This window comes from Lichenicola cladoniae, assembly GCF_013201075.1.
GTDB classification, from domain to species: domain Bacteria; phylum Pseudomonadota; class Alphaproteobacteria; order Acetobacterales; family Acetobacteraceae; genus Lichenicola; species Lichenicola cladoniae.
The window spans coordinates 2,259,133-2,283,462 of record NZ_CP053708.1 but is presented as its reverse complement, the minus strand read 5'-3'; the positions used below and the strand labels follow the sequence as shown (position 1 = coordinate 2,283,462).

The 24,330-nt window shown below is 66.0% G+C and carries 20 protein-coding genes; 13 read left to right on the top strand and 7 right to left on the bottom strand.

The window, feature by feature from the left end:
* Positions 1-320: 320 nt before the first annotated feature.
* Together HN018_RS10600 and HN018_RS10595 are read left to right on the top strand one after the other, a co-directional pair.
* Positions 321-2,546, top strand: coding sequence for a TonB-dependent receptor (locus HN018_RS10600; RefSeq protein WP_239479205.1), 2,226 nt, complete (start codon positions 321-323; stop codon positions 2,544-2,546).
* 82 nt (positions 2,547-2,628) lie between these two features.
* Positions 2,629-3,732 (top strand): glycerophosphodiester phosphodiesterase, encoded by a 1,104-nt coding sequence (locus HN018_RS10595; RefSeq protein WP_171837286.1) that lies wholly within the window; start codon positions 2,629-2,631, stop codon positions 3,730-3,732.
* Here the strand turns inward: HN018_RS10595 and HN018_RS10590 are convergent.
* Positions 3,686-4,699, bottom strand: coding sequence for a LysR substrate-binding domain-containing protein (locus tag HN018_RS10590; RefSeq protein WP_171837273.1), 1,014 nt, complete (start codon positions 4,697-4,699; stop codon positions 3,686-3,688). The genes HN018_RS10595 and HN018_RS10590 overlap by 47 nt on opposite strands.
* Positions 4,700-4,799: 100 nt before the next feature.
* On the opposite strand from HN018_RS10590, the gene HN018_RS10585 reads away from it, so the two are divergent.
* Positions 4,800-5,798 (top strand): alpha/beta fold hydrolase, encoded by a 999-nt coding sequence (locus HN018_RS10585; protein ID WP_239479200.1) that lies wholly within the window; start codon positions 4,800-4,802, stop codon positions 5,796-5,798.
* Positions 5,799-5,956: 158 nt separating this feature from the next.
* Positions 5,957-7,501 carry a hypothetical protein gene (locus tag HN018_RS10580; protein WP_171837272.1) on the top strand — a complete coding sequence of 515 codons (1,545 nt, stop codon included), beginning with the start codon at positions 5,957-5,959 and terminating at the stop codon, positions 7,499-7,501.
* A gap of 34 nt (positions 7,502-7,535) precedes the next feature.
* Here the strand turns inward: HN018_RS10580 and HN018_RS10575 are convergent, their stop codons facing one another.
* The 5 genes from HN018_RS10575 to HN018_RS10555 all read right to left on the bottom strand — a co-directional run bounded on the left by HN018_RS10575 (position 7,536) and on the right by HN018_RS10555 (position 13,848).
* Positions 7,536-7,706 carry a hypothetical protein gene (locus tag HN018_RS10575; RefSeq protein WP_171837271.1) on the bottom strand — a complete coding sequence of 57 codons (171 nt, stop codon included), beginning with the start codon at positions 7,704-7,706 and terminating at the stop codon, positions 7,536-7,538.
* A gap of 155 nt (positions 7,707-7,861) precedes the next feature.
* The gene (locus HN018_RS29220; RefSeq protein WP_171837270.1) at positions 7,862-8,908 is read right to left on the bottom strand and encodes an ATP12 family protein; all 1,047 of its coding nucleotides are present in this window, start codon (positions 8,906-8,908) and stop codon (positions 7,862-7,864) included.
* A 19-nt stretch (positions 8,909-8,927) separates the two neighbouring features.
* A complete protein-coding gene (locus HN018_RS10565; protein ID WP_172443472.1) occupies positions 8,928-11,459 on the bottom strand; it encodes an AsmA family protein in 2,532 nt (843 codons plus the stop codon).
* A 5-nt stretch (positions 11,460-11,464) separates the two neighbouring features.
* Positions 11,465-12,478 carry an RluA family pseudouridine synthase gene (locus HN018_RS10560; protein WP_171837268.1) on the bottom strand — a complete coding sequence of 338 codons (1,014 nt, stop codon included), beginning with the start codon at positions 12,476-12,478 and terminating at the stop codon, positions 11,465-11,467.
* Complete coding sequence (locus HN018_RS10555) at positions 12,475-13,848, bottom strand: replication-associated recombination protein A (protein ID WP_171837267.1); 1,374 nt, start codon at positions 13,846-13,848, stop codon at positions 12,475-12,477. Before HN018_RS10555 ends, HN018_RS10560 begins: the two co-directional genes overlap by 4 nt.
* 80 nt (positions 13,849-13,928) lie before the next feature.
* Here HN018_RS10555 and HN018_RS10550 point away from each other — a divergent pair, with 80 nt between their 5' ends.
* Together HN018_RS10550 and HN018_RS10545 are read left to right on the top strand one after the other, a co-directional pair.
* Complete coding sequence (locus HN018_RS10550; protein WP_171837266.1) at positions 13,929-15,350, top strand: WD40/YVTN/BNR-like repeat-containing protein; 1,422 nt, start codon at positions 13,929-13,931, stop codon at positions 15,348-15,350.
* A gap of 79 nt (positions 15,351-15,429) precedes the next feature.
* Positions 15,430-16,833: a purine-cytosine permease family protein gene (locus HN018_RS10545; protein WP_171837265.1), complete on the top strand. Its 1,404-nt coding sequence runs from the start codon at positions 15,430-15,432 to the stop codon at positions 16,831-16,833.
* Between the two features lie 25 nt (positions 16,834-16,858).
* Here the strand turns inward: HN018_RS10545 and HN018_RS10540 are convergent, their stop codons facing one another.
* A complete protein-coding gene (locus HN018_RS10540; RefSeq protein ID WP_171837264.1) occupies positions 16,859-17,128 on the bottom strand; it encodes a hypothetical protein in 270 nt (89 codons plus the stop codon).
* A 203-nt stretch (positions 17,129-17,331) separates the two neighbouring features.
* On the opposite strand from HN018_RS10540, the gene HN018_RS10535 reads away from it, so the two are divergent.
* From HN018_RS10535 to nuoF, 7 genes are all read left to right on the top strand, one after another.
* The gene (locus HN018_RS10535; protein ID WP_171837263.1) at positions 17,332-18,801 is read left to right on the top strand and encodes a hypothetical protein; all 1,470 of its coding nucleotides are present in this window, start codon (positions 17,332-17,334) and stop codon (positions 18,799-18,801) included.
* A gap of 415 nt (positions 18,802-19,216) precedes the next feature.
* Complete coding sequence (locus HN018_RS10530; protein ID WP_171837262.1) at positions 19,217-19,438, top strand: hypothetical protein; 222 nt, start codon at positions 19,217-19,219, stop codon at positions 19,436-19,438.
* Between the two features lie 279 nt (positions 19,439-19,717).
* On the top strand, positions 19,718-20,119 hold the full coding sequence (locus HN018_RS10525) for an NADH-quinone oxidoreductase subunit A (RefSeq protein ID WP_171837261.1): 402 nt from the start codon (positions 19,718-19,720) through the stop codon (positions 20,117-20,119).
* Positions 20,120-20,122: 3 nt separating this feature from the next.
* Positions 20,123-20,773, top strand: coding sequence for an NADH-quinone oxidoreductase subunit B (locus HN018_RS10520; RefSeq protein ID WP_171837260.1), 651 nt, complete (start codon positions 20,123-20,125; stop codon positions 20,771-20,773).
* A gap of 11 nt (positions 20,774-20,784) precedes the next feature.
* Positions 20,785-22,539 carry an NADH-quinone oxidoreductase subunit C/D gene (nuoC, locus tag HN018_RS10515; RefSeq protein WP_171837259.1) on the top strand — a complete coding sequence of 585 codons (1,755 nt, stop codon included), beginning with the start codon at positions 20,785-20,787 and terminating at the stop codon, positions 22,537-22,539.
* Entirely contained in the window at positions 22,526-23,041 is a 516-nt protein-coding gene (gene nuoE / locus HN018_RS10510; RefSeq protein ID WP_171837258.1) for an NADH-quinone oxidoreductase subunit NuoE, read from the top strand. The genes nuoC and nuoE overlap by 14 nt, the downstream gene beginning before the upstream one ends.
* The gene (gene nuoF, locus HN018_RS10505) at positions 23,041-24,312 is read left to right on the top strand and encodes an NADH-quinone oxidoreductase subunit NuoF (protein ID WP_171837257.1); all 1,272 of its coding nucleotides are present in this window, start codon (positions 23,041-23,043) and stop codon (positions 24,310-24,312) included. The genes nuoE and nuoF overlap by 1 nt, the downstream gene beginning before the upstream one ends.
* The last annotated feature ends 18 nt before the right edge of the window (positions 24,313-24,330 follow it).

Sequence of the window (24,330 nt, the reverse complement as noted above, 5' to 3'; positions counted from 1 at the left end):
CCGGGATTTTTCTACTGCAGTAACTGCACTTCGCGACGAGAGGCGAGAAAAATAAGTACAACGCAAGTCTAACCTTCCTCGGCATTTCCACAATATTTTAGTCTGCCTCGCAATAAGCCGGACGCCTGCTTTTTCCTCTGGAGAGCCTACTTGATATACGGTCGATTTATTTCTCCGCAGCGGATGCTGCTGGGGTCATCGTCGCTATGCGCGCTGCTTCCGCTCGCACTCGGCCTCGCCTTGCACCCAGCCCTGGCACAGTCGACGTCCAGCCTGGAACTTCGAAGACAAAGGCTGCCTCGGACAACGGCGAGACCGTCATGGTCGTGGCAAAGCGCTCGAGCCGGTCCGCAGTCTCTTTGTCCGGCCGCGAGATCCAGAAGCTTCTTCCCGGAACGAACGCGCTGAAGGCGCTTCAAACACTTCCAGGCGTGGTCTACGAAACCTCGGACCCATGGGGCAACAACGAGCAGAACATCTCGCTCTACATCCACGGCTTCAATGCGCAGCAGCTCGGCTATACCCTGGACGGCGTGCCGCTCGGCGACCAGAACTATGGCAACTATAATGGATTGTCGCCGCAGCGCGCAGTGATCAGCGAGGACATCAGCCGCGTCACCCTGTCCTCCGGCGCCGGCGACCTCGCCACCGCATCGACCAGTAACCTCGGCGGCACCATCGACACCTTCTCGTCGGACCCGAAAAAGAAGTTCGGCGGCCAAGTCGCGCAGACCTTCGGCAGCTACGACACCTACCGCACCTTTGCACGCGTCGATACCGGCCTGTTCGGCAATGGCAACTCGGCCTATGTCGCGTTCGCCCGGCAGGATGCCCGCGCCTGGGATTTCAATGGCCGGCAGGGCGGCTACCAAGTCAACGGCAAGTTCGTGCACGAGACCGACCGCGACAAGCTGACGCTGTATTTCGACTTCTCCACCAAGGTCGAACCGAACGAGGACAGCACCGTCCACGTCGCCGGCGAATCCGGTGCACCCTATACCCGCCCATTCACGTATCCGAATTTTCCGCAGGCGCTGAGCTACCTGAGTGCAAGCGGCGCTACCCCCGCTGCCGCCGGTGCCAACTACCGGAACTACTACAGCGACGCACAACGCGAAGACGCGCTGGCCTATGCCACGCTCGACCACCATTTCACCGACAATCTCATCTGGCACAGCCAGTTCTACTATCACCATGACAACTCGGTCGGTGTGGTTGCGGGACCGATCAGCGCAGCCGGCCTGCCCGCCTTGTTCAACGTCTACTTTCCTGGCCAGAACCTGAAGCAGATCTTCGGCAATTCCGGCTATGCCACCCGCACCACCGAATACCTGATCAATCGCGGCGGCTATATCGGCGCACTCGACTGGACGCTCGGGCATCACACGATCGAAGCCGGGGTCTGGGTCGAGCATAACAGCTCGTCCGCGATCCGGCGTTGGTACGGGCTGGACGTCAACGCCCCGACCACCCCCTACGAACGACCCGACGGCTCGATCTTCACGCAATACTACAGCCAGATCGCCAACACCGTCGTGCAGACCCACATCCAGGACGAGTGGCGTATTCTGCCGACACTCGCCGTGCAGGCCGGGTTCAAATCGAGCCTGCAGTTCGCCAACGGGACCGTGCCGGTGCAGCCACTCCCCGGATCGCTGGTCGGCTCCACCGGCATGCCGGTCGGCCAGATCGACACCGAGAAGGCGTTCCTGCCGCAGGTCGGCGCGGTGTGGGACGCGACGTCGCATGAGCAGCTGTTCGCCAACATCCAGAAGAACGTGCGCCAGTACATGACGTATGGCGGCGGCGGCGCATCACCCTGGAGCGTCGGCAGCCAGGCCGCGTTCGACCTCTTCAAGCGCACCGCACAGCCGGAAACCTCCTGGACCTATGAGGGTGGATTGCGCGAGCATCGCGACCTGTCGTTCGGGCCGCTCAGCGGCATCGAGGGACAGGTCAGCTACTATCACGTCGCCTTCAGCAATCGTCAGCTCGTGGTCAGCCCGACTGCGATCATCACGTCGATCGTCGGCGGCGCGTCGATCCTGCAGAATGTCGGCAGCGTGACGACCGACGGTGCCGACTTTGCACTGACCGCGCATCTCGGACGGCACTTCGCGATCTACAACGCGCTGTCCTACAACAAGTCGGTCTACGACGATAACTACCAGAGCGGCAGCACTCTTGTACACACCGCCGGCAAGAACGTGCCCGGCGATCCGGCATGGCTGAACAAGTCGGTCATCAGCGCGAACTTCGGCAATTTCGACGCGCAGCTGATGGGCGACTATGTCGGCAAGCGTTATGCGACCTACACCAACGACCTGTCGGTCAAGAGCTACTTCATGCTGAACCTCGAGGCCGGATATCGTATTCCGCTTCCGGCCGGCTCATACCTCAGGAACATCTACGTCCAGGGCAATATCACCAACCTGAACAACCAGCGCGGCGTCTCGACCGTGGTGGTCGGCGCGGCATCCGGCACCTACAATACCTTCCCGATCGCGCCGCGGATGTATTTCCTCACCCTCTCGACACAGTTCTGAGGGCCGCGCCATGATGCCGAAACACCCCGATCCGACCAGGCGCGCCGTCCTTCGCGGCGCACTGGGAGCAGGAGGAACCGCCATGGTCGCGAGCGCCTTCGCACCGCCTGCCGCTGCCGAGACCGGTCCGGCCGCTCCAAGCCTGGCCCAGGCCGAGCGGCCACTGGCGCCCAAGGTGTTGGTCATCGGTCATCGCGGCGCCTCCGCGCTGCGCCCCGAACACACGCTCGCCTCCTATGCCAAGGCGATCGCCGACGGCGCCGATTTCGTCGAGCCCGACCTGGTGATCACCAAGGACGGCGTGCTGGTGGCGCGCCACGAGAGCAACATCACCGAGACCACCGACGTCGCCCTGCATCCGGAGTTTGCGTCGCGCCGCACGACGCGCACCGTCGACGGCCAGGCCTCGACCGGCTGGTTCACCATCGATTTCACATTGGGAGAACTCAAGACGCTGCGTGCCCGGGAGCGCATGCCGCTGATCCGCCCGCGCAATGCCCGGTACGACGGGATGTTCGACATCCCCACGTTCGAAGAAATCATCGACTTCGTGGCCGCCGAATCCGCCGCCCGCGGTCGCGAGATCGGGCTGATCCCCGAACTCAAGTCGACCCCGTTTTTCCGCTCGGCCGGGCTTCCCACCGAGGATGTGTTCGTACGCATCATCGGCGCGCATCGCTACACCGGCACCGGGCCGCTGGAGGTGCAGAGCTTCTACGGCGACAGCCTGCGCATGGTCCGCGACCGGATCGGCCGGTCGCACTCCAACATCCGGCTGATGCAGTTGCTGGCATCCAGCTCGATCAGGTTCCCCGCGAAATCCGGCAACGGCGACGCCACCGGCTTCGCGGACATGATGTCGCCGAAGGGCCTGGCCGAGATCGCCACCTATGCCGACGTGATCGGGCCCGATATCCGATCGGTCATTCCGCTCGATGCCACCTCCCATCTCGGGGCACCGGCCACTCTCGTGCACGACGCGCATGCGGCCGGCCTGCTCGTGCACCCATACACGTTCAGGCCCGAGAATCATTTCCTCCCAGCCGACTTCCGCAATCAGGCCGGCGACACCACCCGCAACCCGGACGGCTCGGTTGCCGAGATCCAGCGCTACATCGATACCGGAATCGACGGCTTCTTTACCGACGATCCGGCGATCGGTCGTCGTGCGGTCGATCGCGACTAGTACCTGCCGCGGCGTAGGTCTCCATCTCGGCCTCGACAGCGGACAAGGCGTCCCGCAACCGGGGTGCGGCGAAGTCGATGAAGGCACGGAGCACGGTGCTTCGTGCCGGGATCGGGTGGAACACCAGATGCACCGGCGTCGGCCGCGGCTCGTACTCATCGAGCACCGAAACCAGCCGTCCCTCCGCCAGGTGACGTGCGACCTGGTAGGAGAAGCCCCGATAGAGCCCGCCGCCGCGCAGGGCCATGTCGAGCGCGGCCCCGGCGCTGTTCAACGACACGACCGGCTGGATGCCGACGGACATCGCCGTGCCCGTGCCACTCCTTCCGCTCTGTGCCGGCCGGTCGAAGCGCCATAGCTCCCGCTCGCGTGCGTCGTCGATTCCGATGCACGCATGGCGCCCCAGGTCGGACGGGAGCTCGGGCACGCCCGTACGTGCGAGGTAGGAAGGGGCCGCACACACCACCCTGCGCACCTCACCCAAGTTCACCGCCATCAGGCCTGAGTCCGGCAACCACGCGAGCCGGACCGCGACATCGATCCCCTCCTCGACCAGGTTGACCAGCCGGTTCAGCAGCAGCGCGCGGACCCGTACGCCCGGATGCAGGGCGATGAAGTCGCCGATAACCGGGACGGCATACAGGGTGCCGAACAGCTCCGGCGCGGTGATCCCGAAATGGCCCTGCAGCACCGGCGTTGCCGGCTGGTTGCGCTGTCCACCGATCAGCCCGGACGCCGTCAGTTCCGACAGGACGACACGATAGGTGGCGAGCTGCTCCCGGCCGGCTTCCGTCAGCTGCAGCCGGCGTGCCGTCCGGTGCAACAGGCGCACGCCGAGCTGGGCTTCCAGCAGCGCCACCGCACGCGTGACGGTCGCCGTCGAGCACCCGGCCTTCCGGGATGCGCCGGCCAGCGAGCCCTGCTCCACCACGCCGACGAACAGCTGCATCGCACCGAGGCGGTCCATGATTTCAGATCCTGGAACCATGCATTGCGCATGACAGCGGTTACTGCATCGTTCCGGACGCTCTACGTCAAGGTGCATGACAAAGACGGATGCGAGAGACATGGCAACGACGGATGGCAACCTGCACCGGCGCACCGTGCTCGCCGCCGGACTGATCGCCCTCCCGGGCCTTGCTCCAGCCATCGCGAAATCCGGGACCGGGGCACCGCCTCGCACCGTCAACCTCAAGGAAACCAGCGACATGAAGATGATCTTCGGCACCAAGCAGGTCGGCGACGTAGAAGTATTTTACCGCGAGGTGGGGCCGGCCGATGCGCCGGTGCTGCTGCTGCTGCACGGCTTCCCGACCGCCGGCCACATGTTTCGCGACCTGATGCCGGCACTGGCTGGCAGATATCGCGTGATCGCGCCGGATCTGCCGGGCTTCGGCAACACCGTGGCGCCGGGCAGGGCGTCTTTCGACTACAGCTTCGACACCATGGCCGAGGTTATCGAGGGCTTCGTCGATGCGATGGGCCTGCACAGGTATGCGCTGTACATCTTCGATTATGGGGCGCCGACCGGGCTGAGGCTGGCGATGCGCCATCCCGAGCGGGTGAGTGCCATCATCACCCAGAACGGCAATGCCTACGTGGAAGGCCTCAGCGCCGAGTGGGAGAGCTGGCAGACCTACTGGCGCGAGCCATCGGCGCAGCATCGCGAGGCGTGCCGGGCCGCGCTGACCGATGACGCGATCCGCTTCCAGTATCAGCATGGGGCCCCTGCCGGCCTGGTGTCACCGGACGGCTACACCCTCGATATCGGCTACATGCATCGCCCGGAACGATACGAGATCCAGCTCGACCTGATCCTGAGCTACCGCACCAACGTCGCCCTCTACCCGGATTTCCAGGCCTATTTCCGCAAGCATCAGCCACCTTTGCTGGCGGTCTGGGGCCGCAACGATCCGTTCTTCATCCCCGCTGGTGCCGAGGCCTTCAGGCGCGACCTGCCGCAGGCCGAGATCCACCTGATCGATGCTGGCCATTTCGCCCTGGAGACCAGTCACGCTGAGATCGCGGAACGAATGACTGATTTCCTGGGCAGGCAAAGCCTGTAGCGGAAGCCCGCTCAGAACACGGATGACGGGTGTGCTTGATCCGGCGGTTCAGGCACGAATTGTAGAGGCGAAACAATTGACAATGCAGGCCATACAACTGAGTTTCCGCCCGGAAGAAGGCCGGGCAGCGTCCTCTACCACTCGTGGATACAAGAATAATGGGCGTTACGTTATCGGATCGTCTTTTTGTCGGGCGGGCAGCTTGGCGCCTTCCGTCACTGGTCGTGTCGGTCGGTGCGTTACTGACAGCCATCTATATCCTCAGTTATCTGAGCAACCCCGCGGTTCCAGGTAATCACGGGCGTTATCCGCTAGGCTGGTGGGGTTGGTGGGACCAATCCCAATACTTACTTTCGGCGCAGTCGTTCGCGCATGCGGATTTCCGGGCACCGCACCATTGGTATCCGTTCGGGTATGCCTTGTTGGGCGCTCCTTTCGTTCTGATATCGAGTTCGCATCCATACCTGGTGCCCGATCTCGTTTGCTTGCTGCTGACCTACGCGGCTTTTCTGGTTTTTGCCGGCACGGTTGGCGTTGGTCGACGCTGGGCGGCGATGCTGTTCCTGCTTGCCACCTGCGGGAACGAGATCTTGCGCGCTGTCTGGGCAGAACCCTGGAACACCAGCCTATCGTGCGTGCTGATCTGGTGGTTGCTTGCCTTGACGGCACGCCATCTGGTTCGCTTGCCGAAGACACAACGCAGCAGGCTTGCTGGTCTTTTCTGTATCGGACTCCTGGTTGCGGCCATTCCGGCCATTCCGGCCACCCGACCGACCGATGCCTTGCTGGTGGCAATCTGGGGCATTGGCGCAAGCGTAGCGGCAATTCGTTTGAAAGCCCTACGCCGAACCGATCTGCAGTTGATTGCTTGCGGTGTGATAATAGCTGGAGTGCCTGAGGCTCTGATCTGGTTACGCATCTATGGCACCCACGCGAGCCAATACATGATCAATTCCAGGGTGCTTGGTTTCGACTTCAGCAGCCTGGGATGGAAGACCTATCTGCTTCTGGTGACGCCGCGCCCCTGGTTCCCGTTCGGCGCCGGGATCGTCCAGCGCCTGCCGTGGGTTCTGCCTGGACTTGCCGGAATGCTGGCACTTCCATGGATCGTCCGTGGGACAGGCCGCATGCTACTGGTGGTCCTGGCTTGTATGATTACTGCATACAGCTTGTTGTTCTTCGCCTATGTCGATCTGATCCCATCCGGACTTTGGCGCTACAACAATGTCCATTACTTCAAATGGACATTGCCTGGATTTGCATTGTTGGGGTTCCTGCTGCTGCGTGCGCTGGCCAAGGGGCCAAGGCTGCCTGCGTTGCTGGCCTGCATGCTGACCTTGGTGCTGGTCGATCTGCGCCTCTCGCCAAAGCTGGTTGGCGATGCGGTTCCTGCCTGGTTGATCCAGCAGCCCGGACCGATCCCCGGATGGGACGAAGCCTACTTCGCCACCATGACGCTGCGTGATGATCGCGGCGTGCTGATGCCGACCAGGGATTTTCGGGCGCTGCCGGATGAGCAGGGGTGGCGCCTGATTGCATTGAGCCGGCCATTCATCGGCCCGGTGATCATTAGTGGGCTGGGCCATTGGCCTGATGGCCCGGCCTCAAGCACGATCTCGGGCGGCACTGCCCTGCGATGGGGGCGGACGTTCGGTCTGCGCCTGCCATGCTCGATCGTCCGGTGCGTGCACGTGCCACTGTAGCCGGCGACATACCTTCGAGCTGCCGATGGAAGCCCTACGCGTAGACGAGCGCGCAGACCACGACGGCGACAGGCATTGCGGCAAGCACCAGCCACGAGCGGCTGGCGCCACGTGCGACGATGATCGCCATGTTGCGCTTGAACCGCTGTGTATTCGAAAGAGCGAGACGGTTTGCTCCTCCGATCCTGGTCGGCACATCATTCATATTATAGTTCCCACCTGAAGACGGTGCAGATCTACCAAGAACCGAGGCCTGTGGATGTAACCAATAGTCACTTTAACGCCGGCGTTTGCAACAATGCTGCCATCGTGTCACGACATGGTGCTCGATTATTGCCACATGACAGTCCGAATATTGCGCTAACGCGACGAATAAGGCTCTAGGGGCTGATCCGAGCTTGAAGCCTGGGTGAAGCCGACAGGTGCGATCGGATCCGTCCGGAGCTCGGTAGCGATCCCGGTCACGCGTGCCGCCATTGGCCCCACATGTGCGGCGGCCAGCAGGTTCGAGACAGCCTGCTCCGGTCCCTGCAGCAACGCCTCGACGCGGCCATCCCGAAGGTTGCGCACCCATCCCGTCAGTCCGAGCAACCGTGCCTCCGCGACCAGCCACATCCGGTAGCCGACGCCCTGCACCCGGCCTTCGATCAACCAGCGCTGAAGGGTTCCGGGCGGGCCGCGACCCGCACCCACGCTGAGCGTCATGAACCGCTCGGCTTCCCGCGCCTCCTGCAACAGCGCGGCCTGCCGCTGAGATGTGTCGGCATCCGCGCCCCAATGCTCCAGCTGGTAGGTTTCATCCAGCAGGGCAAGGCCGGTCGCCGCGTCCGCGCCGAGAGCGCCGTCCGCGACCGCCAGCCCGAGCACCAGGCTTCCGAGGATCGGCACCAGCACCCCCAGCCCGGTCAGCGCGGCATCGGATTGCGCATGCAGGGCCTGTTCGAGCGCGGTGGTCGCATCCACTGGCTGCACCAGCGGCATCACCCCCTGCCCGACGACCAGGCGCGCACCATGACGAGCCGCACACCAGTCCAGCCAGGGCTCCCACGCGCCTTGCTGGCGCTCGAGCAGCACCTCCGGATAGGTCGCGCGGTAGCAGAGCAGGTCGCCGTCGACATATCCGAGCAGCGCCGACACCACCGCCGGCCGGCGCGGGGCAACGCGTTCCTGCTGCGTCCCGGCAAGCCGGGTCAGCGGCAACATCTCCGGGCCGAATGCGTCCCCGACCTGTCCGCCTGCCCGCGTCCACTCGTCCGACACCGCAGCCGCCAGCGCCTCGGACTGCAACCGGAGCAGCGGGCCGCCGGGGACCTTCAGCGGCCGTTCGTCCAGCATGATCCGGTAGCGGTCGCCATCCGGCTCATGGCGCACCGCCGTCCAGAACCGTTTGCGGATCGTGCCGCTCATGGACGGCTGAGCGTCGCGGTCAGCGGAACAACCCCAGGCCGCGCAGGATGTCGATCGGCTTGGGGATCTTGTGCGATCGCCCGGGGTCCGAACGGCCGGTATCCGCCGCCGGCTGCGGACCGGGATTGCCGAACCGCGCCGCCGCCAGCGCCGGGCCGCACAGGTCCAGCATCGGTCCGACCGGCCCGATCGTGAGGGCGAAGCGTCCGCCGGGTGCAGCCGGATCGAGTGCCGCCTGCGGCTCGCCGAGGTGGCCCCCGACATGCACCGGTAACGATGCTCCGGCCACGCCGACCGACAGTTTCGGCAGCAGATGCAGATCCAGTCGCCCATCCGCCAATGCCACCGTGCCATGTCCCTGCACGTCGAGCTGGCGGGTCTGCAGGGCGAGTGTCGAAAGGGTCGCCACCCCGTTCGAGACCGATGCCGGAAAGGCCAGGCAGCGCAGCTTCGTCTCGCCGCCGGCCGGTATCCCGACCGAGCGCCCGACCAGCCCGGACAGGGATGCATTCGACACCGCCCCGTTCACCAGAGATGCGCCGAAATGCCCGGACATGGTGCCGAGCAGCGCATCCGTCGTGCCGCCGGTCGCGTGCAGTTCCGCGACCAGTTCCAGGACCCCGCGAAGCGTGGTCGGCCGTCCGAAAATGGACTGGAGCGATTCCGCACTAATCATCGACGGCTGCAGCACGACCGCGAGCGCCTGGCCATCGGCATCCGCCGTCAACTGGCCGGCGATCGGGCCGGCCGGGCCGGTTACCGAGAACGGCGCCAGTGCCAGCTTGCCATCCTGCACCGAGAGCTTCGCCACAAGGTCATGATAGGTCTGCTGCCGGAGTTTGAGCTCATGCGCATCAAGCTGCACGGCGAGATCCGCCAGCCGCAAAGCCGCGAACGGAATCACCTGCCCCGGCGGGCCCGGTACCGCCGGCGGTGACGATGGCGCCGGGCCGGCTGGCTGGCTGACCCGCGGTGCCGGTTTATCCATGGTGCCCCAGCCAGAACGCAGGGCATCCAGATCCACATGTGCCGCGTCGAGTGCGGCGGTAACGGTCGGGTGCGTGCCACCGAGCCAGCTTGCCGAGCCGGTCATCGCAAGCTGGTGGGACTCCAGCCGCAGATCGGACACGGTGACCGCCGCCCCCGGCTGCATCTGCACGTGTCCGGCCAGCACCATGTCGGTCAGGTCGGGCCCCTGGCGCAACAGCGCTCGCAGGCTCGGAGCCCTGGCCGCAATCAACAGGTCGAGCGCCGCATTGCCCACCGTCCCGTGCAGCTGCGCAGTGGCGCCCCCTATCGACAGGTCGAGCGCCAGCGGCGCCGGCTGCGGCGTCCCGCCATGCTGCCAGCCCTGCCATCCGGCGAGCGTGCCGGCGGTACCATGCAGCGAGAGCGCCTGGTCATGCCATCGTCCATCGAGGGCCACATCCACCGGCGCCGTGCGATCGCGCGCATCGATCCTGAGAGCCGACACCAAAACCGACGACAGCGCCGACAAGGAAGGCGCCTGGCTGCGGACGATCGGCGCCACCTCGAACGCACCGGTATGCAGCGACAGGAACCCGAGCTCCGGCTGGCCATGCGGGGCATCGGCGGCAGCTTCATCGACCATGTGGGTCCGCAACGACAGGGCGTCCGCCGCCGGAAGTGCCGCGTGCGGAAACAATGCGTTCAGCGCGTCGAGATGGTCGAGATGCGCCTCGACGTCGAGCGCGTAGCCGCGCTCCCGCGCCGGGTTGGTGAAGGTCCCGTCGATGACGAGCCGGCCGGTCTCGCGGTCCTGCTGCCGTTCCGTGGCAACCAGCCGGATCGGCCACGCGGCACCATCGGCCTGCGCGTCGTCGAGGCGAGCCAGCGGCCCGGACTTCGCATCCAGCATGAAGCCGGCGCCGCCATGCTGGCCGGTCAGCGTCGCCGCCGGATGATCCCCGGCCAGCCCGCTGCCGTCGGCCCGCAGTCCCGCCACCGCACCGGTCGATCCGTGCAGCAGGTCCTGCCAGGCGACGCTGCCATCCAGCAGGCGCACGCTGCCGACCTGGATCTCCCACGGCGCCGAATGCGTGCCGCTGCTTCCATCGTCATCGCCGGCCGGCTGTTCCGGCTTGTGCATCTGCCAGTTGGCCTGCCCGTCGGCCGCCCGCTCGAGCAGGATGTCCGGCCGGTCCAGGGTGAGGCCTTCGAGCCTGACCACATGCTCCAGCAGCGGCAGCAGCGCCACGTGTGCGCGGACCGCACCGGCCGTCAGCATCTGCGGCCTGCGGCCACCCGGCCAGTCGGCAAACGCGATATCGTCCGCCTCGATGGTCGGGACCGGCAGCAGCCTTACATGCAGCGTGCCGAGCGTGAGCCGGCGGCCGGTCTGGCGCAGCACGTCGCGCTCGATCCTGAGCCGCAGACTGTTGTCGTCGAGCTGCGACTGCACCACCAGCGCGATGCCGACAACGATCGCCAGCAGCACCAGCGCGACCAGCAGCAGGCGCGAGAGCAGCCCGCGCCTGCGCTTCACGACGGGGCGCTTCACGACAGGGCCTTTTGCGCCGGTGGATCCCATGTTTCTCAGCTCCGTCTGGCCGCCGGGGTCACGCCCGCCTCGAAGCCCAGGATCTTGAAGGTCTCCTTCATGTGCGACGAAAGCTCCGCGGTGACGGTCAGCGTCCCACCGCTCGGATGCGGCAGCTCGAGCGACCGCGCGTGCAGGTGCAGCCGGTCCTCGAAGCCTTCCATGTGCGCCGCCTCGCCGCCGTATTTCGGATCGCCCAGGATCGGCGTGCCCAGGGCCTCGCAATGCACGCGAAGCTGATGGGTGCGTCCGGTCAGCGGCGACAGCTCGAGCCAAGAGAGTCGTCGCGCCGCCGCATCCCGGACCACGTACTCGGTGATCGCGTAGGCGGCATCCTCGTCGCCGCGATCGGCGGCGATGGTGAGCGCGCCCGGCCCGGAGCCCAGTCGTGCCAACGGCATGTCGATGACGCCCTCGGCCGGCACCGGCCGGCCCGCCACCACCGCCCAGTAGGTCTTGCGGACCTCGCGCGTGCGGAACGAGGCTGCCAGCTTGGCCGCCGTGCCCGGCGTACGGGCCAGCAGCAGCAGCCCCGACGTGTCCCGATCGATGCGATGCACCAGCCGCGGCCGATGCTCCGAGCCTTCGCGCAATGCCTCCAGCATGCCATCGACATGCCGGGTGATGCCGGGGCCGCCCTGGACCGCCAGGCCCGACGGCTTGTTCAGCACGATCACATGGTCGTCGCGATAGACCACCATCCGCCCGAGTTCCTTGGCGTCCTGGGCATTCACCGCAATCACGATCGGCGCCGGCTTGTTGGCGTTCGGGATCGGCGGCACCCGCACCATCTGACCAGGCTGCAGCCTGGTCGAGGTCTCGGCGCGCTTGCCGTCCACCTTGACCTGGCCGGTGCGGCACAGCTTCTGCAGCGCACCCTGGGTCAGGAACGGGTAGTGGCGACGGAACCAGCGATCAAGGCGGATCTCCGCCTCGTCCTCGGTGACGGCAAGGGTGACGATGTTCGAAAGGGCGCCAGGCGGCGGGGGAGTTGTGTTCGACGGGGTCATGCGCGAGGGCTGTCCCGCAGTCGCGACCAAGTGTCCAGCCTTCGATTGATCTCGCGCTCGAAGCCGCGATCGGTGGGCCGGTAGAAACGCTCCCGTTCCATGCCGTCCGGAAAGTAGTTCTGACCCGAGAACCCTTCGTCGGTATCGTGGTCGTAGGCATAGCCCTGGCCGTAGCCGATCTCCTTCATCAGCTTGGTCGGCGCGTTCAGGATATGGGCCGGCGGCGCCAGGCTGCCGGTCGCCTTGGCCGCCCGCATGGCAGCCCCGAAGGCCTTGTAGACGGCGTTCGATTTCGGTGCCGTGCCGAGATAGACGACGAGTTGCGCCAGGGCCAGCTCGCCCTCCGGACTCCCCAGCCGCTCGTAGGTTTCCCACGCGGCGATCGCCTGCAGCAGCGCGTGCGGGTCGGCGATCCCGACATCCTCGGCGGCGAAGCGGGTCAGGCGGCGGGCGATGAAGCGCGGGTCCTCGCCGCCGCTCAGCATTCGCGCGAACCAGTAGAGCGCCGCATCCGGATCGGAGCCGCGCAGCGACTTATGCAGCGCCGAGATCAGGTTGTAGTGCTCCTCGCGATCCTTGTCGTAGAGCGCCGCCCGCCTGGCGAGCAGCGCCGACAAGGCTGCCGGATCGAGCCGGGTGGCGTCCTTCAGGCTGAGCAGCTGCTCGACCATGTTGAGCAGGTAGCGCCCGTCCCCGTCGGCCATCGCCCGCAACGTCGCCCTGCCGTCCGGGGTCAGCGGCAGCTCGCCACCCGCCTCCATCTCCGCCCGGGCCAGCAGTGCCTCCAGCGCATCGTCGTCGAGGCGGCGCAGCACCAGCACCTGGCACCGGGACAGCAACGCCGAGTTCAGCGCGAAGGACGGGTTCTCGGTGGTGGCACCGACCAGCACCACGGTGCCGTTCTCGACCACCGGCAGGAAGCCGTCCTGCTGGGCGCGGTTGAACCGGTGGATCTCGTCGACGAACAGCAGCGTCGCCTCGCCCGATGCCTGCAACCGGCGGCTGGCCTCCTCGAAGGCGCGCTTGAGATCGGCGACTCCCGAGAACACCGCGGAGAGCTGGGTGAAGCGCAGGCCCGCCGCCTGCGCCAGCAACCGGGCGATGGTGGTCTTGCCGACGCCGGGGCCGCCCCACAGGATCAGGCTGGCGAGCGAGCCACGCTCCAGCATCCGCCGAAGGGCTCCATCCGGGCCCAGCAGGTGCGGCTGCCCGACCACCTCGTCCAGGGTCGCCGGACGCAGCCGGTCCGCCAGCGGCCGGGTCGCCGCATCGCGGCCAGCGTCCTGGCCACCGTTCGCCGGTCCTGCCGGCACCTCGTCGGCGCCGAAAAGGTCCGACGACGGTGCCGCTTTGTCGCGCGTCTGCTTCATGTGGATATCATAGGGCGTGCGTGTCCGGTCCGGAACTCGTACCAGCGTTCACCAGGATTTCCGCCGGAGAAAGAACCGCGATGTCGAACCAGCAGGATCCGCTGCCTCCGGGCCGCGCCGTATTGGCGATCGCCCTCGCGCTCGCGGTCTCGACGCAGGCAGCCAGGGCCGAGCCGACGGCGGCCGAGCATGACCGGGGCTCCATGAAAACCGTTGACGCCAGATCGAAGCCTGCTCCGCATCAGGCCACCACGCCGGACCCTGTCCCGATCGCGGCGCCGCCCATTGCAACGGTCGTCGCACCGGTCGCCGATCCCACGCCGGCTGTGGTGCCTGCCCCACCGCCCAAGCCTGCGGATCCGCTCGCCACGCCGTCGAAGATGATCGCGCATCCGGACAAGGCGCAGATCGAAACCGTCGTCCCGGCCGGACGGCGCCTGGTCGCCGGCGGTGCGGACGGCCTGATCATGCTCTCCGACGACAGCGGCGCGACGTGGCGACAGGTCCAGCTACCGGTCGCGACCACCATCACCGGCCTCCGCTTCACCGACGAGCGCAGCGGCTGGGCGGTCGGCCATTCCGGCGCAGTGCTGCGTACCGTCGACTCGGGCGAGCACTGGGCCCTGGTATTCGACGGTGTCCGCGCCGCCCAGGCCACGCTCGATGCCGCGCGGTCCGCGAACGCCGCCGACAGCATCCGGCAGAAAAAGATCGAAGCCGCCCAACGCCTGCTCAGCCAGGACACCGCCCGGCCCTTCCTGCTGATCCAGGCAGGCGCAAGCGGCCCGGTCCGCCTGATCGGCAGCGCCAACCTGGCGATCGCGAGCGACGATGCCGGCAAGAGCTGGCACCCCTGGTCGGACGCGATCGAGAATCCGGACGGGCGGCAGGTCTACGGCCTGGCCCAGCGCAACGGCATCACGCTCGTCGCCGGCGAATTGGGCCTGGTGCTGGCCGGCAAGCCGGAGGACGGGCTGCGCAAGCTGAAGCCGCCCTTCGACGGCACCTTCTTCGGCGCGATCGACGGCGGCCCGCATGGCCTGGTGATCTTCGGGCAGCAGGGCCGCGCCTACAGTATCGACCTGGCTGCCGACTGGGCGCCGGGAAAGACGGTTAACTGGCGCCGGATCGCCGATCCATCTCCTACCACACTGACCGCCGCCCTGCTTCAGCCGGACGGGACCCTGCTGCTGGCCGACGCCTCTGGCGCCACCTGGAAGCTGCAGGGCAAGCCGGACGAGGCAAAGCTGACCCCATATGGAGCCACTGCGCCGTACCCGATCCTGGCGCTCGCCGAAGCCCCGGATCAATCGCTCATCCTGGCCGGCCGGGGCGGCGTGCTGCGCGTTCCGGCCCAGATCGTCCCGGGCTCGACGCCACCCGGCACGGTTGTCCCGGCCCCGGTTCCAGCAGCTCCGGCTCCGGTGCCTGCGGCTCCAGCTTCACTGCCTGCGGCGGCGGTAACAGCCGAACCCCCAGCTCCGCCGCCGCCTCCCCACTGACCTTCCCGGCATGGCACGCCGCTTGCGATGTTCGGATCGATTCCGTCACGGTCGATCCGCACCTGCCATGAAGGCCACGATGTCAGCCACCCTCGATACAGCCACCCAAACCATCGACGCGACCGTGCCCATGCGCGGCATCGAGCGCTATGGCATCGAACCGGTGCCCGACGCCCTCAAGACCGTCCGCTGGCAGGACCTGTTCTGCATCATCGTCAATTTTCAGCTCAATCCCGGCCAGATCCTGGTGGCCGGCATGGCGGTCGCAGCCGGCCTGCCGGTCTGGCAGGCGATCGTGGCGCAGACCGGCGGCACCCTGATCGCCTATCTCGCCTACCTGATGATGGCGACGGTCGGCGTCGATTACGGCATCCCCGGCCAGACTGCGACGCGCATGGCGTTCGGCCTGCGCGGCGCCAAGCTGCTGCCCTCCACGTTGCGGACCATCGCCTCGGTCTACTGGTTCGCCTTCCAGACCGTGGCCGGCTCGTTCGCGATCGTCGCCGTGCTCGACCGCTGGACCGGCACGCCGCACTCGCTCCTGTGGATCAGCCTGGTATTCGGTGCGTTGCAGGCGCTGGTGGCTGCGATCGGATACGGCTCGCTGAGGATCCTCTCGCGCATCGCCCTGCCCCTCAAGGCGGCGATCCTCGGCTGGGTGCTGTTCACCCTGATGACCCATGCGGACCCGCACTTCGCGCCCGGCACGGTGTTCGGCTACATGGGCAAGGGCAGCAACTGGCTGCTGTTCGTCGGCTGGCTCAACGCAGCGATCGCCACCTGGCTAACCATGATCACCGACGCCGCCGACTTCTGCCGCTATTCCCGCTCGCGCCGGGACATGTGGATCGGCACCCTGCTCGCCTCGGTGGTCGGTGCCCTGCTGGTCAGCACCATCGGTGCCTACGCGGCTGGCGCCACGCTCGGCCTGATCCCGAACGCATTCCAGCTGATGGCCGACATCACCACGACGAAGCTGTCACTGGCGCTGCTCCTGGTGGTCATCGTGTTCGACAACTGGACCATCAACGTCCTCAACCTCTACACGGGCGGCCTGTCGCTGCTGAACGTGTTCGAGCGGCTGGGCCGCTTCCGTGCAACGCTCATCGTGAGTGTCGTCGGGATCGGCCTTTCGGCATTCCCGGCGCTGGCACAAGGCTACACCGGCTGGCTGAACCTGCTCGGCACCGCCTTCGCACCGCTCGCCGGCATCCTGATCGCCGATTACGTGTTCGTGAAGCGTATGCGGCTCGACGTGCCGGCCTTGTTCGAGCCGCACGGTGCCTACTGGTATTGGGGCGGCTTCAACCTGGTGGCAGTGATCTGGACAGTCATCGGAGTGGCGCTCTACACGCTGGTCCTGCCACCCTCATGGCCGATCCCGGTCGTCGTGCTCGTCCTGGCCGGCGGCGGCTACCTGCTGAGCATGCGCGTGCTTCGTCCATACAGCACGCGTCTCGCCCGCGCGGCCGGCCCTGCATGAGGCACCGGCCGCACAGGCTGTTCCGCTAGCGAACCCGGCCGAATGACGGCGCTCCGATCCCGGGGCAGCTGCACTCAGCGCCGATCGGCGTCTGCACAGGCACCCGGCAGACATAGGCGCCTGCATAGCAGGTATAACCGTAGCCTGGAGCTGCGCCGACAGAGGCCGAGGTCGGAGCCTCGACGACGCAGCCTCCGAGCATGAACGCCGCGCCTGCAAGGGCGCCGATCGACCGGACCGTCTTCATGGAGTTCCGGTTCGAAGGCCGGCTCTGGGTGCTGGTTCGCGTTGTCATGAAGGCGTTACTCCTGATGTGGTGCAATGGGATGCCTTGCTGCGATCTTGATCGCAACGGCATCCTGCAATCGCTCTCTTCAGCTGGAACACATGTTGAGCCTCACCGTTCCGCGACCGCCGCAGCTTCAGCACGATGACACGCAGATCAGGAAGCGGAACCGTTCCGTATTCGGGAACGCAGCGCACCGAATGGAACTCGTCATGCCGCTCCTGCTGGTCACCCTGCTGGGCCTGGCCGCGAGGCTGCACGGGCTCGGCGGCAAGCCCTACTGGATGGACGAGATCACCACGTTGCGACGCTCGTCGCTGGGCCTCGGGTCCCTGGTGCGCGACTCGCTCTCGTTCCACCACCTGCCGCTCTACTTCGTGGTCTCGTCCTGGTTCGTGCCGTTCGGGCTGAACGAGAGCGTCATGCGCCTTCCGGCCGCCTTCTTCGGGGCGGCGTCCTGCGGCGTGCTGTTCCTGCTCGGGCGCAGTCTCGGTGACTGGCGAAGCGGGCTCGCCGCTTCCCTGTTGCTTGCGATGGCGCCGTTCCAGGTCCAGTACGGCCAGGAGGCCCGGTCCTATACGCTGGTCACCACGCTCATCCTGCTGGGTCTCTGGGGCCTGACGCTGCTGGCGCGCGATCCCGCCGCCGCCGCGCGACCACTGCGTACCGCCGGACCGGCCCGGACCGGCTGGCTGCTCTATGGCATCGGGACCGCACTGGCGCTGGATACCCTCAGCGTCGCGAATTTCTGGTTCCTGGCAGCCAACCTCGGTGCGGCCTTCATCGCGGTACGATCGCCGGCGAACCGGCGCGGCTTCGTGCGCAACTGGATCCTGGTGCAGTTGCTGGTGCTCGCGGTCTACCTGCCGTTCATCGTCGGCATGATGGTGTTGACCCACGGCAAGATGGGTTCCGGGCTGGACTGGGTGCCGCCGCTCAGTGTTCGTAACGTCTGGACGACGCTGCAGACGGTGTATCTCATGCGCACCTCCAGCCTGATCGCCTTCAGGATATTCCCGGGACCATTGCACATCATGGGCATCGAGTGGCTGGGTTGGCTGGTGACGGCCCTGGCCCTCGCCGGCATGATATCCGCCATCCGTCGCGGGCTCGTCGGAGGGGTCATCGCGATCGGGCTGTTCACCCTGCCGATTGCGCTTGCCGCGTCCGCCGCAGTGTCCTCGATCTGGATGCCGCGCTACCTGCTCTGGAGCGGGCCGGTGTTCTTCCTGCTGGCCGGGCTCGGGCTGATCCGCCTGCCGGAGCGCCTGCGCTCACCCGCACTCGCCCTGCTGGCGCTGTTCAGCCTCGCCAACCTGCTTCCGTACTACCAGGCGGAGACCAAGCCGCTCTGGAACCAGGCCGCGGCCGAGTTGCTGCGCGACCACCAGGATGGCGACCTTCTGGTCACCGACGACCCGGGCACGGTCAACATGATGAACGTCTACCTCGCCCGGACCGGGCATGCGCTCGGCCCGGCCGACTGGACCACCGATCCCGCCACCGCCGCATCGCGGTATGCTGCCGGGGCGAGAGTCTGGGCGGTGCATGGGGTGGTCGGGCAGAACGATCCGTACCGGCTGGGCAGCTTCCTCGACAAGCTCGCACCGCTCGGTCCGGCTGTGGCCGTCCATCGGGTCGGCATCGACATCACGATGCTGCTGTTCGCCCCGCCTGCCTGAAACGACAAAACATTATTAATTGTGATCGAAAACCGTGCGATGATCACGATAATATCTCAAACTGGAGACGATCCGCATTGAATCACCGGCCACAATCTGGCCTGTTTGCAAAAGCGTCGAAGCCAAAGAATCCCCGGCCTCGACGTTACAGACCGTGAGGATGTCTCGTCGACACGGTTGGGCGGCTGCAACAACGCGTGCACGATGGTGCAGCCGCCCGCATCCTACGGCGGGGGGCTGCCGCAGACAATCTGAGATTGCAGCCCCGGCTGCCTGCAACTGAGATTTCTGCGGCATTGGAAGACGGCCCGTCCGCCCAGGTGGGACCCGGGGCGACCACACTCCGTAACAACTCGATCTTCCCGGTGCCACGAAGTGGGTGCTGTCCTGGCGTTCGTCAGGAAAGGACTACACGATGCGTTTCGCGAAAATCACTTTTGTGGCGGCCATCACGCTTGGAAGCGTCATGAACGTGGCGGTTGCCCAGCCATACTACCCGCCGCCGCCCCGGCCCTACATCGTGGCGCCCCCGCCCCCGGGCTGGGTCGGACCCCACTATTACTGGCACGGACGGCATTGGCATTCCCGCACATGGGCCTACGACCGGTGGCATCACCGCTACTGGCGCTACCAGTAGGATGTAGAAGGCCGGGAACCGATTTCCCGGCCGATCCCCGCGCGTTTCGGGCAGCACGCCGCTACGCGCGGGTCGATCGCCGCCGCGGGCGTTTCGCTCACGCCGTAGATTTCTGCGTTGCCAGATCGGCTACTCTCGAAAAGCCGACTATTGCAGTGCACAAATAATCGACCCTTTCATTTCCGGAATTAGTCGCATACCGTGAAGTTGCACTGACGCTTTCCAGTGTCACCGGCTCTTCAGAGAAAGCGGGGTATTGTCGTGTTGGACTCGTCCGGCATGGTCGTCCTGGGTCTCTACATCTGTGCCACCATCCTGTTGGTCGCACTCATGATCGGCCTTTCCTTCGTCCTTGGCGGCGTCCGCGACAGCCGCGCGATGAGACTGCCGTTCGAGTCCGGAATACTTCCGGTCGGAACGGCTCGACTACGGCTCCCGGTTCAATACTATGTAATTGCGATGTTCTTTGTGATTTTCGACATGGAAGCGGTGTTCATCTTTGCCTGGGCGCTGGTCGTCAGGCCGGCTGGATGGGCTGGATACGTCACCATGATGGTATTTCTTTCAGTGCTGGTCGTGGCCTTCGTCTATCTCTGGCGCGTCGGTGCGCTGGAATGGGGACCGCATCCGCGCCGGGTGCGCCCCAGCCGGACCGTCATGACAGCAAACGAACGGAGTTGAACGATGCGCTGGTCGCTGACCTCGACCGATCCCGCCCCTGGCCGACCCGGACCGCATCCTGAACAGGGCACCAGTTTCAGCGAAGCGGTCACGAAGAACCTCGCCTTCGGAAAGCTTCAGGACTTCGTAGCCTGGGGCAGGAAGAATTCAGTCTGGCCGTTCAATTTCGGTCTTTCTTGCTGCTACGTCGAAATGGCGACGTCGTTCACCAGTAAATACGATATCGCCCGCTTCGGCTCCGAGGTGCTGCGCTCGACCCCACGCGAGGCCGACCTGATCGTGATCTCCGGCACGGTGTTCGTGAAGATGGCCCCGGTCATCAAGCATCTCTACGACCAGATGCTCGAGCCCCGCTGGGTCATCTCGATGGGCGCATGCGCGAATTCCGGCGGGATGTACGACATCTATAGTGTGGTGCAGGGCGCCGACAGCTTCCTGCCGGTGGATGTCTATGTTCCCGGGTGCCCGCCCCGCCCCGATGCACTGCTCGAAGGTCTGATGCTGCTGCAGAGCATGATCGGCAAGGAGCGCCGGCCGCTGAGCTGGATGGTAGGGCCGCAGGGCATCGAGCGTGTGCCGCGGCCTAGCCTGCGTGACATCAAGCGTCCCGAACGCCAGGCGATGCGCGACCTGCGCTCACCCGATACCGTGTAGGAACCACCAAAATGGATCTTGCGGTTGCACGCACATCGGATCTGGCACCTGGACGCTCTTCCGCGGCCGGCTTCGCACTGCACCGGCAGGCGGTGCGCGACGACGTAGAGACAGGCTGGACCGATCGCGACACGATCCATGACGTGCTTGCGGCGCTGAAGCAGGAAGCGCCGACCCGGCTGATGCTGTTCGACCTGACCGCGATCGACGAGCGGCAGCGAACCCGACGCGACGATCAGCCGGCGTCGGACTTCACGCTGGTCTATCACCTGATGCAGTTCGACGATCGTCGCGAGATCCGCATCAAGGTCGCGCTGCAGATGGCATCGCTCACCAGTCCCAGCATCGTCGATCTGTGGCCGAACGCGAACTGGTACGAGCGCGAGATCTGGGACCTGTTCGGCATCAAATTCGACGGCCATCCCGACCTCCGTCGAATCCTGACCCCGCCGACATGGACCACGCACCCCCTGCGCAAGGACCATTATGCGCGCGCCACCGAGATGGGCCCGTATGATTTGACCGAAGACAAGGAGATCGCCGAGCAGGAAGCGCTTCGCTTCGACCCTGAAGCCTGGGGCATGAAGCGTCGCAGCGAGAACAGCGACTTCATGTTCCTGAATTTGGGCCCGAATCACCCCAGCGTGCACGGCGTGTTCCGCATCATCCTCCAGCTCGAGGGCGAGGAGATCGTTGAGGCGGTCCCCGATATCGGCTTCCATCACCGCGGCGCCGAAAAGATGGGCGAGCGGCAAAGCTGGCACAGCTACATCCCCTACACCGACCGTATCGACTATCTCGGCGGTGTCATGAACAATTTCCCCTATGTCATGGCGGTGGAAAAACTCGGCGGCATAACTGTGCCTCCGCGCGCCGAGATGATCCGGGTGATGCTGGCCGAGCTGTTCCGGCTTGCCAGCCACCTCGTGTTCTACGGCACCATGTCCCAGGATGTCGGGCAGCTCTCGCCGGTGTTCTACATGTTCACCGACCGCGAACGCGTGCTGGAAATCATCGAGGCGATCTGCGGCTTTCGCATGCACCCGGCCTGGTTCCGCATCGGCGGCGTCGCCGGCGACCTGCCGAAAGGCTGGGACGGGCTGATCCGCACGTTCCTCGACTATCTGCCGAAGCGGCTCGACGAATACGACAAGCTCGTGATGCGGAACCGCATCTTCAAGGCGCGCACCAAGGGCGTCGGCGCCTACTCGCTCGACGAGGCGATCGAATGGGGCATCACCGGGCCTGGCCTCAGGGCATGCGGCCTGGACTGGGATTATCGCCGCCGGGCACCCTATTCCTGCTACGACCAGCTCGAGTTCGATATTCCCACGGCGACACAGGGCGACTGCTACGACCGCATCGTCGTGCATATCGAGGAAATGCGCCAAAGCCTGCGCATCATCCGCCAGTGCCTGGACCAGATGCCGGGCGGGGCGGTCATGGCCGACCACAAGCTGGCGACGCCGCCGCCACGGCCGAAGACCATGCACGACATCGAGACGCTGATCACCCACTTCCTCAACGTGAGCTGGGGACCGGTCATTCCCGCCGGCGAGGCGCGCGCCTGCGTCGAGGCGACCAAGGGGCTGAACAGCTATTACCTGGTCAGCGACGGCGGCACGACATCGTATCGCACCCGGATCCGCACGCCATCCTTCGCACATCTGCAGATGATCCCGCTGATCAGCCGCGGCGCCTTCGTGGCCGACCTGATCGCCATCATCGGCAGCATCGATTTCGTGATGGCCGATGTCGACCGCTGACATCATCGAGCCCCGCACCGACGAACCATTGTCGGAGCAGCTTCGCGACGAGATCCGCGCACTCGGCGAGCACGAGGCGCATCCGCGTGCCGCCTGCATCGCGGCGCTTCAGCGAGTGCAGGAGGAATATCGCTGGGTGAGCGACGCGCATCTGCGGGAAGTGGCGCCGTTGCTCGGCATGTCGCCAGCTGACCTGGATGGGGTCGCCACCTATTTCAACCTGATCTTTCGCCGTCCGGTCGGGAGGCGCGTGCTGCTGCTGTGCGACAGCGTGACGTGCTGGCTGATGCAGCGCGAACGGCTCGAGGCGCATCTGCGTCACCGGCTCGGGATCGTTCCCGGGCAGACCACGCCGGATGGCGACATCACCCTGTTGCCGACCGTCTGTCTCGGCCATTGCGACCATGCGCCGGCGATGATGCTCGACAACGAGCTGTATGGCGATCTCGACGAGCAGCGCATGGACGCGATCATTGACGGAACCGCGAAGGCCATGCCGTGATGCAACGCCCGCTGACCGCCAATATCCGTCCTAACGCCCCGCCGCCGGACTGCGCCGCCTACGAACGGGCCGGCGGCTACCAGGCGATGCGTCGCGCGCTGCTGCAGATGACCCCGGCCGATGTGGTTGGCGAAGTCACCAAATCCGGCCTGCGCGGCCGTGGCGGCGCCGGGTTCGGCACCGGCCAGAAATGGAGCTTCGTGCCGAAGCGCAAGCCGGGGCGCCGCAGCTACCTGATCGCCAATGCCGACGAGATGGAGCCCGGCACCTTCAAGGACCGCCTACTGCTCGAAGGCGATCCGCACCAGATGATCGAGGCGGTCATCGTCAGCGCTTACGCGGTCGGCGCGACCGACGGCTACATCTTCGTGCGCGGCGAATACAAGCTGGCGATCGCCCGGCTGACCCAGGCGATCGGCGAGGCACACGCCGCCGGCTATCTAGGCGAGGACATACTGGGCTCCGGCTACTCGCTGAACCTGCATATCCACGCCAGCGCCGGCCGCTATATCTGCGGCGAGGAAACAGCCCTACTGACGGCCTTGGAAGGGCGTCGCGCGCAACCGCGCAACAAGCCCCCCTTCCCGCAGGTCAGCGGCCTGTGGGGCGCACCCAGCGTGGTCAACAACGTCGAGACGCTGTGCAACATCCCGCACATCATCGCCAACGGTGCCGACTGGTTCAAGAGCCTGGGCCGTGGCGCTGACGGCGGCACCAAGCTGTATGGCATCAGCGGCCGGGTGAAGCGGCCCGGCACCTGGGAACTGCCGATCGGCACCCCGATGCGCGAGATCCTCGAGGAGCATGCGGGCGGCATGCAGGACGGCTACCAGCTCCGCGCTTTGCTGCCCGGCGGGGCGTCGACCGCCTTCCTCGGCGCTGACCAGCTCGACACCGCGATGGATTACGGCAGCGTCGAGAAGGCCGGCAGCCGGCTCGGCACCGGATCGGCGATCGTGCTCGACGACAGGTCGTGTCCGGTCGGCATGATCTGCAACCTGGAACATTTCTTCGCCCAGGAATCCTGCGGCTGGTGCACCCCGTGCCGCGACGGCCTGCCCTGGGTCGAGCGCATGCTGCGGGCACTCGAGGATGGCGACGGCGAGGACGAGGACCTGCACCAGCTTCAGCGGCATGTCGGGCTGCTCGGTCCCGGCCGCACCTTCTGCGCGCACGCGCCCGGTGCGATGGCGCCGCTGGAAAGCGGCCTTAGGCATTTCCGTGACGAGTTCGAGCGTCATGTCCGCGAGCGGCACTGTTCCTGGCGATAGGCGACGGGGAGATAGGCG